We start from the raw sequence: 13041 nt of genomic DNA, 5'->3' as shown, positions 1-13041 counted from the left end.
AGTCGGCATCAGTGCTGCCTGGTACTCCGCTATCGCGAGCAGGCTCGCTCCCACAGGTGTTTGGCGTTGACTACGCAGGGCGATCAGCCGGCAGATGAATCACCCGCGGCCGGTCCAGCGGTGCCAGGGGCGGCGGTTGCAAGTCCGGGCTCAGCAGATGAAAGTGCGGCACTACGTGGCTGATGTCGCCATCCGGGTTGTTATGGATGATTTTGGAGCCAGGCTGGCGCAGCGTTTCCAGTCGTTCGTCAGTCAGCTTGAAACTTGCGCTCAGGCCTTGGTCATCCACCGCAGGCCTCGGCAGCCGACGCTGGGCGAAGCTGCGGCTTTTGCGCTGTTGGTAACGCGCCCAGGTAATCAGGATGATTGCGTTGACCAGCGCGATCCAGCCATAGATCTGCAAGGTTCCCAGGGTATCGAACAGCGAACCACCCAGGCGCGGCCCGGCATGGCTGTCGAACAACGGCCAGAGCCCATTGACCAGCAGATACAACAGCCCAACCCACGCCAGCACGGTAAAGAGCACATCGATGACCACCAGAAAAGGCCGCTGCCGGGTCCTGATAATTTTCATCGGATCACTTCCTCTTCTTCGTCATCGAACGGCTTGATCCCGCGATCCGGGCTAACCCAGCGCGCACGTTTCTGATGCTGCCCGAACAGCACCTTGGGGAAGCTCACCAGGGTGGTGAACAGGCTGATCAACCAGAACACCAACGGGTACCAGACCACCCAGAACATGATGTGCCACAGGCCTTTTTCGTAGCGACGGTCGATCAGGATGCTCACCGCGAATTGCATCAGGCACACCACCGCCAGCAACAGCCCGGTGAAGGCCGGCGGCATGAGGTGGTCCACCGCGATGGCGGCGGGCATCTCGATGAATTTGCCGGCGCCCCAGAAGATCACCGACAGCAGGAAGGTGAACGCCCAACCGGTGGACAGGCAGTATTCGAACAGCAGCGGCCACAGGTAACGGTGGCGGTATTGCCAGATGCCGCGGATGTTCTTGAACAGCACTTCGGCACCGCCCTGGGCCCAGCGCAGCCGTTGCCGCCACAGGCCGCGCAGGGTTTCGGGCATGAGGATCCAGCACAACGCACGGGGTTCGTAGAAGATGCTCCAGTGGTCCAGTTGCAGCTTCCAGCTGATGTCGATGTCCTCGGTGATCATGTCCGGGCTCCAGTAGCCGACCCGGTGCAGCGCTGTGCGACGGAAGGCGACGATCACACCGGACACGGTGAAGATTCGTCCGAAGACCCGCTGGGTACGCTTGATCAAGCCGATGATCGAGGAAAACTCACCGACCTGGACCCGACCCACCAAGGTTGAACGGGTGCGAATGCGCGGGTTGCCCGTCACCGCGCCGAGGCGGGCGTTGTCGAGCATCGGCGCCACCAGGTAGGCGCAGGTATTCGGTGCCAGTAGCGCGTCGCCGTCAATGCACACAAGGTATTCGCTGCGTGCAGCGATGGCGCCCATGCGCAGGGCTACGGCCTTGCCCTGGTTTTCCGCCAGGTGCAGCACACGCAAGCGCGGGTCTTCGGCCGCCAGTCGGTCCAGCACCTCGGCGGTGTTGTCCTTGGAGCCGTCGTTGATGGCGATCACCTCGATGTTCGGGTAGTGCTGGCCCAGCGCTGCGTGAATCGTGTCGGCAACGTTGTCGCCTTCGTTGAAGCACGGGATCAGGATGCTGATCAGCGGTTCGCCGGCCAGGGGCGGCGGCAAGGTATCGTCTTTCCACGGCCAGTGGCGCTCCCAGTGCAGCCAGAAATACAGGCCCCCGGCGATCCACAGCCCGGACATGAACAGCGGGTAGAAGAACACGAAGTCCATCAGGAATTGCCCAGTGACCAGGAAGATCAGGCCCAGGGGCACCCCAAGGACGATCGCCAGCACCAGGACGGCGAGCAGTCTGTCGAGCATGTCAAGGATTCCACTTGTTGGAGAGCGCAGGCCGCACGGCTTTCACGGCAGGCTGGTCTTCGATGAAGTTGTCCGGGTAGTAGCCGAAACTGGTCACGCCCTGGCGCTTGAGTCGCCCCATCCAGTCGGCCAGTTGTTCACCTTCGATATCGGCCACCGGCTTGCTGTGCCAGTCGCGCGCTTGCAATTCGAATACCGTGCGCTTGAGCGCACCGGGGCGAGCCTTGACGGTTTCCACCAGCCGTTCGAGCCAGGGCCCGGATTGCTCGCGGGTCTGTTTTTCCATCAATGGCATGGCCATCGGAGCCGTCCAATCGTAGGCGCCGAGGAAGTCATTGAGGTTCTGGGCGAACCAGGCCTCGCTCTGCGGGTTGAGCATCGGCTCGGCAAAGATATTGCGCGCCGTGCGCACCTCCGGACCACGAATTGCCCGAACCTTGGCCGTGAGCTCAGCGGTGAAGTCGATCAGGTAGCGGCTCTTGAAACGGGTCCAGCGCTGCATGGCCGCCGGGTCGTCGCGCAGAGCGGCGATGGAAGTCGGCAAGCCGTTGGCCGCATAGACTTTCATCGCAGCTGGGCCGGCATCCTCGAAGTCGGAGAACACCGCGTCGTCATGGTACAGAACGCCGTCCACCGAGCTCATCCGCGCCAGGTCTTCGTAGATTTCGCCGATGACCTTGCGCACGTTCGGGTCGAAGGGCGACAGGCGCAGGTACTGGTCCGGGGCGACGCCAATCTTGCCGGTTTCAGGATCCCAGCGCTGTACACGCGGCAACTTCGGGTCCAGGGCAAAACTGAGCGCCGGCATCCAGGCATACACCTTCACGTTGGCCCGGGTGCGCAATTGCCATGCGACCCGATCGAACAGATCGGCGCGTACCGGCAGATGCCGATTGGGGAAGTACAGCGAATGGACCAGGCCATCGCCCTTCGGGTCGGCAAAAGCTTGCAGGAAGACGGTGTTCGCGCCCAGATCGTAGATACGCTGGACCAGCTTGCCGACGTTGGCCTCCTGCTGCACGGGGTCCGGATCGTAGACGTAATCCAGGTCGACGTGGACCACCCGCATCGGGTCCATAGTCTGCACCGAGACGATGCTTTCGGCGAAGTGAGCGCCGTCCGGATCGGAAGCCACCAGAAAGCGCGGGCCGCTCATCAGGTTATCGAGGCTGTCGAGGCCGTCTTCCAGGGTCAGGGCCATCTGGTAGCCCTGGCTGCCAATCACCTGCAACGCGGTGCCGTCCGCCTCGCCGTATGGCCAGACCCAGACGCGCGGACTGTAGCCGGTGACTTTGCGGATCTTCTCGGAAATGGCTGCCACGTCCTTGCGCAGACGCGCCTGGAAATCGGCTTCCGCTTCATAGCGACCGGTAGCCGGATCGTAGCGCCGCGTGGTCGCCGCCGGCTGCTGGTTGCCTTGCGGGTTGGCGAGTACGCCTTTGTGATTGGCGTCGGTGTGGGCGGCGATTTCCACCAGGCCCGATTTCGACACCTCGCGAATCTGCTCCCAGGTCAGGAACTCGGAACGCTTGCGCGGCACCCCGGCAAAATCCACCGGTTGATTCAGCGGCGTGTCGATCCAACTGCCGACCGGAGCAAGGATGGCCGGCCAGTTGTAGGCGCGCAGGATGGGCATGACGCGGGTGTAAAAGCTTGAGTAGCCGTCGTCGAAACTCAGCAGTACTGCGCGCGGTGGCAGTTCGGGGCCGCCGTTGCGGGCAGCGATGATCTGGTCGATCGTGACCGGCTGATAATTGTTTTCCCGCAGCCAGGCCAATTGCTCGATCAGGCGCTCGGTGCGCACGGCCACCAAGGCTTGGTCGGGGTCGCGGTCTTCGACGTCGTGGTAGGCAATACCAAGCACGTGGTTTTTCGGCCATGGCGCATCGTTGGCCATCACCGGCCGTTGCGAAGGCGGGGCAAATGCCGGGGCCTGCTGGGCACAAGCGCTGATCAGCAAGACTCCCAGCAGAAGGATGAATCGCGAAATGACGGGCATTTTCAAACTCTTCTAGAAGCGGTAGGTGAGGTCGACAAGCAGGCGCAGATCGCTTTCACGATCGCCGTCGTAAGGGCGGTTGAGCCAGCTCAGCGCGGCCCCGGCTTCAAGCACATCGTTCCAGAGCAGACGTTGGCCGTAGCTGAGCAACCCCATGGCCCCGGTGCTGTAGTCACTCTGGCTGTAGGTGCCGGCGCCCGCCTGGAACTGCTGGCTCCAGGTGGTTTCGTAGCGGCGATACAACACGTGATTGGCGCTCACGGTCGGCATGACACTGAAGTCCGATTTCGGATTGAAGTACGGCACTTCATTGGAGCCGCTGTTGCGACTGGCACCGACTTCCAGGCCCAGCTCCACTTGCAGCCTCGGAGCGCTGTAGATGCCCTCGCGGCCAGTCAGCAAGGTCTCGAGGCGGTTGTTGCCATCGCTGAAGTGGGACGGGCTGACAGCCAGCCGCCACTCGCGGCTTTCATTGGCACGCCAGCGGACGAAACCGCTTCCACCATTGGCGCGAATCCCGCTGTTGAGAGCCCGCAACGGAGTGTTGGCCGAGAGGTAGTCCAGGCTGCCGCCGTACTGCCAGTGATCATTGATGTCCCGGGCCACGGCTACTCGCGCGCCCTGTTTGTCACCGGAACCATACGAATGGTTGGAGACTTCCGCCTCCAGGGTCATGTCGCGGGTACGCCGCTCCACTCCCAGGCGCTGCCAGCGATGATGGCCGGTGCCTTCCTCGAAGTCGCCGGTTGCGTAACCGGCACCGCCGAACAGCCGCCAGTCTTCATCGATGGGCGGGCTGTAGAGCAAGGTCTCGATACCAAAATCGCGGCTGCCGGTCACCGCGCCTGCGTCGCCATTGCCGCCACCGTAGCTCTTGCCGGTGTAGGCCTCGATGCGCAGTTCAGCCATGTCATGGACGTCACGCTGGCGTTGCAGGCGCTTGACGTGAGCGTTCTCGGGATAGCGGGCGACGACGTCATCGGTAAGCGCATCCATTTGCCGCCATTCCTGCAGATCCATGGCGGCGCGGGCCTGGGCGACTTCCAGGTCGCGATTGCGCGGCGTCGTGGCCTCGACTTCCTTGAGCAGGCTTTCCGAACGTCGCGGCCAGTCACGTGCCTGGTACAGATCGGCCTGGGCCAGGCGCAAGCCGATATTGCCGGGGCCGTGGTAGACCAGAGCGTCCAGGCGCGCCTCGGCGGTAGGCAGATCGGCGCCGTAGGTACCTGCTTGAGCGGCCAGGAGCTGCGCGTCCATCCACTCGTCGTTGGGATTGCCGATCGGCAGCCCCTTGAGCTCCACGCGGGCCGGCTGTGCTTTCGCCAGGTCTTCGGCCAGTGCGCGAGCCTCCTCGGATTTTTCGCTTTCCAGCAAGGCGTAGTAGAGCGCAGTGCTGTCTTCGAAGCGGTCCGCAGGATCTGCATCCGGTGCAATCAGCACGCGGCGGTACAGATCGACGGCGATCTCCGGTTCACGTTGCTCCAGATAGGAAGACGCCACCCAGCGCAGCGCGTAGGTTGGAATGCTGACCCCTTCAGCGACCAGCTTCTGGTACTCGGCGATCACCTCGGCCCGGCGAGCCCGGGCGTTGAGGGCGCCCATGCGGTCGATCCGCCAGCGCAAGACATCATCGTGGGCCTCGGCCACCGGAGTCCAGGTGGCGAGCAGTTTGTCGTAGTCCGCCAGCGCGCGATCGGCAATGACAAAACGTTCTGTTTCGCTGCGACTGGCCATATCCGCCAGGCGCACCCGCTCGGCCGCCACATCGCCTTCGAGCCTGCGTTGCACGCCACGATCGATCAGGCCGGGCTGAAGCCGGGCCAGGCGCAGGGCCGGCTCAGGCAAACGGGCGCGTTGCAGGGCGTAGACGTACTCGCGGGCGACTTCAGGCTTGTTGCTGCCGGCACGGGTGAACGCCTGGTCGTATTCGAAAAGCGCTTCGTGGGGATTGTCCGCACGCGTCAGCGCATAACCCAAGGCCAACCGGCGCATCGGATCTTCTGGCTTGGCGGCAACGAGCGCCCTGGCGCGGTTGACGGCTTCATCTGGCTTGCCGGCATCGGCCTGGGTCAAGGCCAGGCCTAGTTGCAGATCGGGGTTCTGCGGATCTATCGCCAACGCCCGGCGATACAACTCGACCGCCGGATCCCAGCGCTTGAGGTTGCGATAGGAGCGAGCAGCTGCGGTCAGCGCCTGAACCGGAAGGTCGCGGTAGCGGCCCTGGGTTTCGTAGACTTTCACCACCTCGGCATCAAGACCGGCCCAACTGGCGATCTGCAGATGGTCACTGATCTGTGCGGTGCTGGCCTGGCCAACCGGCACCTGGCGCAATACGGACAACGCGGGCGTGTAATGCCCCGCGCGGGCGTCGAGCACCATCTGGTCATAAGCGGTATCGGCAAACGCCACCACCGACCAGCACAATTGGCTGCACAGCGCGACGCGAAACAACGGGCGCAAACCGAATTGAATAAGAGGACCCACAGTACGCGGCATTCGTCAGCATCCTTACATGGCCAGCCGGGTCGCAGTGCCCCCTTGCCCATCAAACAGAAGGCCGGATCAAAGGAACCCAGCCAAGCTCTAACGGGCCTAGTTTTGCACTCTGTGGCTGGTCATCTTCCAGATCGCCATAATTCTTCAGAATCCATGCAGATTTCAGCGCGGCATTTTCAACGGACAAAAAAAACCGGCCCGTGCACAGGGCACGGACCGGTTTCGGATGTTGCCTGGGACGGGTTACTGAATGGCGACGCCGCCGCCCAGCTTGTTCATCACAAACGCGGTGAACTGTTCAACGGTCATCTTCTGGCCGTTGAAATCGACCTGATTGTTGGCGTAGTGCAGATTGGTAACCACATCATTGCCTTCAAGCTTCGCCAGCTCCGTGCCTACCGCCATGGCGCTGAACATATCGCTGGTGGCAGTCGCCTGGTCGGCGATCAGTTTTGCGTCGGTCTGGCCTTCCATCTGCGCTTGCACGGTCAGGAGATCCACCAGCATTGGCTTGGAAAGCTTAACCTTGAAGTCCAGCAGAGCGAGCAACTGACGGCCCAGCTCATCGGGTGGCAGGTCCATGGACTGCGGCTTGGCCAGATCAACAACCAGGCTCGCGCGGCTTTCGCCGTTAGCGGTATTGAACGAGAGGTTCTCCAGGGCCACTTGCGGGGCGCCAGCCAGGAGTTTTTCCAGGTCGGCTTTGACCTGCGCTTCTTCTGCCTCGGTGAGGTTCAGCTCTGGAGCCGGCTCGCCCGCTTCAGCGGCCTCGGCAACTGCCTTTTCGTAGGGTTGCAGCTTGGCCTGGTAGACCTGCATCAGCGACATTGTGGCAGGGATGTCCAGGTTCTTCAGGCTGACCGCCATCTGTGCAGAACCGATGACCTTGTCGTTGAACGACAACTCGCCGATCTTGTAATCAGCGCGTCCCGAAGCACTGGTGCCGTTCTCGGAGCTGTTGTTCTTCATCTCGAAGTTTTTCAGGCCCAATACCGATTTCGGCTCGCCGAAGGTGGTCTTGCTGCTGCTCAGCAACAGGGTGTTGTCGCCCTTGTAGTAGCCATAGGTGCTCTTGGTCAGGTTGCTGGCCAATGTCAGGCCACTGAACTCTACCTGAACCGGCGTCTGATCTTCGGCGACGGTGGTCAACTTGAAGCTGTCCATGTAGCCGTCGGCCTTGATCTTCTCAGCCTGGGCGCTGGCGGCCACATCGATTTTCAGGCCGGAGAAGATCAGCTGGGATTGCTCATCCAGCTTGGTATCCAGAGGCAGCAGTTCGAACGTGCCGTTGGTGGATTGATCGTAACCGAGATTGAAGACGCCTTTGAGAGGCGATTTATCCTTGGCGGCAACGAACCACTTTTCGGTCAGCGGAGTCCGCTCCAGTTCGGTGTGGCTGGTGGCCATGACCGGCAACCATTTGAGCGTCATCAGGCGCGAGAATGGCAGTGGACCGTGTTCGATATTGTCAACGAACAGCAGCTCGACCGGTTCGCCGCCGAACATTTCGCCTTCACCCTTGAGACGATAACGGGCAGTACTGCTGAAAGTGCCACGGTCCAGGGAGACCAGTTCAATCGAAGCGGTGCCATTGGAACCCGCCAAAGCCGTTTGCAGTTGCTTATTGCTGTCGGCAATAGCGGTTTGCAGTACGCCTTCAAGCTTGGTGCCGGTATACCAGGCGCCACCCGCACTGATTGCACCAACAACCACAATGATTCCCAGAAGTACGCTTGCTGATTTGTTCATGAGTGATCCGATCATGTTCCATGGTTGAAAAGAGTCGTCTTCCTTGACCCGCAAAGGGCTGTGGTACGACGCGATAAAAGTGGTGGGGAGATTAGCATCAGGCAAGTCAGCAAGCCCAATGTTTAAAGGGGAAAAAGCGTGTTCTTGAGAAATGGTCTACGAATATTCGACTTCGATCTCGTCAAGTTGATGATCGAAGGTCTTGAGACGTGCTGTCCAGGTGTAGACCAACACTTCGAAATCTCGATTGATTACTGCCGCACCCGATGAATCGTCACGCCCATCGTAGAAGTCCAATTGATAGCGCTCCCGAGCCATCGCGTTGGCCACATCGCACAGCTCGCGGGCATTGTTGAGCCAATGCCAGTCGTCTTGCGCGACTTGCTTGTCCAGGGCGGCGCATTGAGTTTTCAGTGCCTCGAGGCTTTTCTCCAGCGGAGTGCCGGTGAGTTCACCCATGACTTCCTGAAACGTGCGTCCAGGCTGCCAATAGCTGCCCCAGAAATAACGGTCGAATACCGTTTCAACCCGGCGCAGCGCAACCTTGGTATCCCAGATCAGGACCAGTGTCTTGCCTTGCACAAGCTGCTTCTTCTTGATGCGCTGGCCTTGAAGAGAAGCCCAGGCGACGATTGCGACAGAAATGACACCGATCAGCGCAGCCGCGCTATCCAGGAAAATCAGTGCCTTGTCGATATGGTGAGTCAGCATGACGCCATAGAAGTAGGTGGCCGAAAGCAGCACCAAGGCCGCGACAGCGCACCAGAAGCCGGGAGCATAAGGGTTTTTCATTATTGGAATCCCCATGACCAGTCACGTCGCGGGCTGTTGCTGCCAATGCCCGACAACCAAAGCATAGCAACGGCTTGGGGGTTTGCCGGGGGGTGGCGTCAATTAGGACGGCGATCCGATTATCGGCTCCGAAAACGACAAAACCCCTGTCTGCATTGGCAGACAGGGGTTCTGGAATTCAATCTTGACGATGACCTACTCTCACATGGGGAAACCCCACACTACCATCGGCGATGCATCGTTTCACTTCTGAGTTCGGGATGGGATCAGGTGGTTCCAATGCTCTATGGTCGTCAAGAAATTTGGTAACCAACCCGTTCAGGAACAACGTGTCGGTGAAAATCGAAGACTTCTACTAAAACAAAACCCCTACCTGCGTCAGCAGATAGGGGTTTCGGAATTTAATCTTGACGATGACCTACTCTCACATGGGGAAACCCCACACTACCATCGGCGATGCATCGTTTCACTTCTGAGTTCGGGATGGGATCAGGTGGTTCCAATGCTCTATGGTCGTCAAGAAATTCGGTAGCCAGCGCGTGCCTTACGGTCACGTTCCAGCGAATGGGTATGCGATAGTTTGTGGGTTTTGACTCGAACTTTCGGTTCATTTCGTCTTCACACACCGCAATCTGGCGCCTTTCTCCGTTTCCAGAGCAGGATCAGCAAATTGCTTGGGTGTTATATGGTCAAGCCTCACGGGCAATTAGTACAGGTTAGCTCAACGCCTCACAGCGCTTACACACCCTGCCTATCAACGTCGTAGTCTTCGACGGCCCTTCAGGGGACTCAAGGTCCCAGTGAGATCTCATCTTGAGGCAAGTTTCCCGCTTAGATGCTTTCAGCGGTTATCTTTTCCGAACATAGCTACCCGGCAATGCCACTGGCGTGACAACCGGAACACCAGAGGTTCGTCCACTCCGGTCCTCTCGTACTAGGAGCAGCCCCTCTCAAATCTCAAACGTCCACGGCAGATAGGGACCGAACTGTCTCACGACGTTCTAAACCCAGCTCGCGTACCACTTTAAATGGCGAACAGCCATACCCTTGGGACCGGCTTCAGCCCCAGGATGTGATGAGCCGACATCGAGGTGCCAAACACCGCCGTCGATATGAACTCTTGGGCGGTATCAGCCTGTTATCCCCGGAGTACCTTTTATCCGTTGAGCGATGGCCCTTCCATACAGAACCACCGGATCACTAAGACCTACTTTCGTACCTGCTCGACGTGTCTGTCTCGCAGTCAAGCGCGCTTTTGCCTTTATACTCTACGACCGATTTCCGACCGGTCTGAGCGCACCTTCGTACTCCTCCGTTACTCTTTAGGAGGAGACCGCCCCAGTCAAACTACCCACCATACACTGTCCTCGATCCGGATAACGGACCTGAGTTAGAACCTCAAAGTTGCCAGGGTGGTATTTCAAGGATGGCTCCACGCAGACTGGCGTCCACGCTTCAAAGCCTCCCACCTATCCTACACAAGCAAATTCAAAGTCCAGTGCAAAGCTATAGTAAAGGTTCACGGGGTCTTTCCGTCTAGCCGCGGATACACTGCATCTTCACAGCGATTTCAATTTCACTGAGTCTCGGGTGGAGACAGCGCCGCCATCGTTACGCCATTCGTGCAGGTCGGAACTTACCCGACAAGGAATTTCGCTACCTTAGGACCGTTATAGTTACGGCCGCCGTTTACCGGGGCTTCGATCAAGAGCTTCGCGTTAGCTAACCCCATCAATTAACCTTCCGGCACCGGGCAGGCGTCACACCCTATACGTCCACTTTCGTGTTTGCAGAGTGCTGTGTTTTTAATAAACAGTCGCAGCGGCCTGGTATCTTCGACCGGCGTGGGCTTACGCAGCAAGTGCTTCACCCTCACCGGCGCACCTTCTCCCGAAGTTACGGTGCCATTTTGCCTAGTTCCTTCACCCGAGTTCTCTCAAGCGCCTTGGTATTCTCTACCCAACCACCTGTGTCGGTTTGGGGTACGGTTCCTGGTTACCTGAAGCTTAGAAGCTTTTCTTGGAAGCATGGCATCAACCACTTCGTCACCCAAAGGGTAACTCGTCATCAGCTCTCGGCCTTAAGATCCCGGATTTACCTAAGATCTCAGCCTACCACCTTAAACTTGGACAACCAACGCCAAGCTGGCCTAGCCTTCTCCGTCCCTCCATCGCAATAACCAGAAGTACAGGAATATTAACCTGTTTTCCATCGACTACGCTTTTCAGCCTCGCCTTAGGGACCGACTAACCCTGCGTCGATTAACGTTGCGCAGGAAACCTTGGTCTTTCGGCGTGGGTGTTTTTCACACCCATTGTCGTTACTCATGTCAGCATTCGCACTTCTGATACCTCCAGCAAGCTTCTCAACTCACCTTCACAGGCTTACAGAACGCTCCTCTACCGCATCACTTGCGTGATACCCGTAGCTTCGGTGTATGGTTTGAGCCCCGTTACATCTTCCGCGCAGGCCGACTCGACTAGTGAGCTATTACGCTTTCTTTAAAGGGTGGCTGCTTCTAAGCCAACCTCCTAGCTGTCTAAGCCTTCCCACATCGTTTCCCACTTAACCATAACTTTGGGACCTTAGCTGACGGTCTGGGTTGTTTCCCTTTTCACGACGGACGTTAGCACCCGCCGTGTGTCTCCCATGCTCGGCACTTGTAGGTATTCGGAGTTTGCATCGGTTTGGTAAGTCGGGATGACCCCCTAGCCGAAACAGTGCTCTACCCCCTACAGTGATACATGAGGCGCTACCTAAATAGCTTTCGAGGAGAACCAGCTATCTCCGAGCTTGATTAGCCTTTCACTCCGATCCACAGGTCATCCGCTAACTTTTCAACGGTAGTCGGTTCGGTCCTCCAGTCAGTGTTACCTAACCTTCAACCTGCCCATGGATAGATCGCCCGGTTTCGGGTCTATTCCCAGCGACTAGACGCCCTATTAAGACTCGCTTTCGCTACGCCTCCCCTATTCGGTTAAGCTCGCCACTGAAAATAAGTCGCTGACCCATTATACAAAAGGTACGCAGTCACCCAACAAAGTGGGCTCCCACTGCTTGTACGCATACGGTTTCAGGATCTATTTCACTCCCCTCTCCGGGGTTCTTTTCGCCTTTCCCTCACGGTACTAGTTCACTATCGGTCAGTCAGTAGTATTTAGCCTTGGAGGATGGTCCCCCCATATTCAGACAAAGTTTCTCGTGCTCCGTCCTACTCGATTTCACTTCTAAGATCCTTTCGCGTACAGGGCTATCACCCACTATGGCCGCACTTTCCAGAGCGTTCCGCTAAAATCAAAGAAGCTTAAGGGCTAGTCCCCGTTCGCTCGCCACTACTAAGGGAATCTCGGTTGATTTCTTTTCCTCAGGGTACTTAGATGTTTCAGTTCCCCTGGTTCGCCTCTTGCACCTATGTATTCAGTACAAGATAACCATCTTATGATGGCTGGGTTCCCCCATTCAGACATCTCCGGATCACAGTCTGTTTGCCGACTCCCCGAAGCTTTTCGCAGGCTACCACGTCTTTCATCGCCTCTGACTGCCAAGGCATCCACCGTATGCGCTTCTTCACTTGACCATATAACCCCAAGCAATCTGGTTATACTGTGAAGACGACATTCGCCGAAAATTCGAATTTCTCAACTAAGAGAACTCACAAATTTTACCTTAGCCTGAGCCGTTACCAGTGAAAGTAACGTCCAGTCTATCTTTCTATCACATACCCAAATTTTTAAAGAACGATCTAATCAAAAGACTAGAAATCAACATTCAGGCACCGTACGGTGGAATGCTCATTTCTAAGCTTTAAACGTTGGTGCCAATCTGTAATGGTGGAGCCAAGCGGGATCGAACCGCTGACCTCCTGCGTGCAAGGCAGGCGCTCTCCCAGCTGAGCTATGGCCCCGTATCGCTACAGGGGACACCATGAAATTGGTGGGTCTGGGCAGATTCGAACTGCCGACCTCACCCTTATCAGGGGTGCGCTCTAACCAACTGAGCTACAGACCCAATCGTCTTCTTCAATGAATCAAGCAATTCGTGTGGGAGCTCATGGAGCCGCTGCGGTCGTCGATTAAGGA

The 13041-nt window shown here is 58.2% G+C and carries 6 protein-coding genes, 2 tRNA genes and 4 rRNA genes (1 of these 12 running past the window's edge); all 12 read right to left on the bottom strand.

From position 1 onward, the window contains the following. Positions 1 to 70: 70 nt before the first annotated feature. A complete protein-coding gene (pgaD, locus tag J3P86_RS00710) occupies positions 71 to 574 on the bottom strand; it encodes a poly-beta-1,6-N-acetyl-D-glucosamine biosynthesis protein PgaD (RefSeq protein WP_434699230.1) in 504 nt (167 codons plus the stop codon). Then, entirely contained in the window at positions 571 to 1926 is a 1356-nt protein-coding gene (gene pgaC / locus J3P86_RS00705) for a poly-beta-1,6-N-acetyl-D-glucosamine synthase (protein WP_305497636.1), read from the bottom strand. Before pgaC ends, pgaD begins: the two co-directional genes overlap by 4 nt. 1 nt (position 1927) lies before the next feature. After that, positions 1928 to 3925, bottom strand: coding sequence for a poly-beta-1,6-N-acetyl-D-glucosamine N-deacetylase PgaB (gene pgaB / locus J3P86_RS00700; protein WP_434699229.1), 1998 nt, complete (start codon positions 3923 to 3925; stop codon positions 1928 to 1930). Between the two features lie 12 nt (positions 3926 to 3937). Then, complete coding sequence (gene pgaA, locus J3P86_RS00695) at positions 3938 to 6421, bottom strand: poly-beta-1,6 N-acetyl-D-glucosamine export porin PgaA (RefSeq protein ID WP_434699228.1); 2484 nt, start codon at positions 6419 to 6421, stop codon at positions 3938 to 3940. Between the two features lie 243 nt (positions 6422 to 6664). Beyond that, a complete protein-coding gene (locus J3P86_RS00690; RefSeq protein ID WP_434699227.1) occupies positions 6665 to 8170 on the bottom strand; it encodes a YdgA family protein in 1506 nt (501 codons plus the stop codon). Between the two features lie 156 nt (positions 8171 to 8326). Continuing rightward, positions 8327 to 8962: an NADH:ubiquinone oxidoreductase subunit N gene (locus J3P86_RS00685; protein ID WP_434699226.1), complete on the bottom strand. Its 636-nt coding sequence runs from the start codon at positions 8960 to 8962 to the stop codon at positions 8327 to 8329. A 182-nt stretch (positions 8963 to 9144) separates the two neighbouring features. Continuing rightward, positions 9145 to 9260: ribosomal RNA gene (rrf, locus tag J3P86_RS00680) — 5S ribosomal RNA — on the bottom strand. Between the two features lie 107 nt (positions 9261 to 9367). Beyond that, positions 9368 to 9483: ribosomal RNA gene (rrf, locus tag J3P86_RS00675) — 5S ribosomal RNA — on the bottom strand. A 164-nt stretch (positions 9484 to 9647) separates the two neighbouring features. Continuing rightward, positions 9648 to 12539 (bottom strand): 23S ribosomal RNA (locus tag J3P86_RS00670). A 251-nt stretch (positions 12540 to 12790) separates the two neighbouring features. Next, positions 12791 to 12866: transfer RNA gene (locus J3P86_RS00665), tRNA-Ala, on the bottom strand. 27 nt (positions 12867 to 12893) lie between these two features. Then, positions 12894 to 12970 (bottom strand) — tRNA-Ile (locus tag J3P86_RS00660). A gap of 65 nt (positions 12971 to 13035) precedes the next feature. Beyond that, a 16S ribosomal RNA gene (locus J3P86_RS00655) occupies positions 13036 to 13041 on the bottom strand; it runs 1533 nt beyond the window's last position. Together the 16S, 23S and 5S rRNA genes with 2 tRNA genes alongside form the textbook arrangement of a ribosomal RNA operon.

The sequence above is a fragment of the Pseudomonas sp. D1-1 genome, from assembly GCF_051132225.1.
Taxonomy (GTDB): domain Bacteria; phylum Pseudomonadota; class Gammaproteobacteria; order Pseudomonadales; family Pseudomonadaceae; genus Aquipseudomonas.
Note: the sequence above shows the minus strand (reverse complement) of the source record. Positions and strands in the feature narration are given on the sequence as shown.

Bases quoted from the DNA above. Each gene is read 5' to 3' on its own strand.
- pgaD (WP_434699230.1), bottom strand. From the start codon at position 574: ATGAAAATTATCAGGACCCGGCAGCGGCCTTTTCTGGTGGTCATCGAT.
- pgaC (WP_305497636.1), bottom strand. From the start codon at position 1,926: ATGCTCGACAGACTGCTCGCCGTCCTGGTGCTGGCGATCGTCCTTGGG.
- pgaB (WP_434699229.1), bottom strand. From the start codon at position 3,925: ATGCCCGTCATTTCGCGATTCATCCTTCTGCTGGGAGTCTTGCTGATC.
- pgaA (WP_434699228.1), bottom strand. From the start codon at position 6,421: ATGCCGCGTACTGTGGGTCCTCTTATTCAATTCGGTTTGCGCCCGTTG.
- J3P86_RS00690 (WP_434699227.1), bottom strand. From the start codon at position 8,170: ATGAACAAATCAGCAAGCGTACTTCTGGGAATCATTGTGGTTGTTGGT.
- J3P86_RS00685 (WP_434699226.1), bottom strand. From the start codon at position 8,962: ATGAAAAACCCTTATGCTCCCGGCTTCTGGTGCGCTGTCGCGGCCTTG.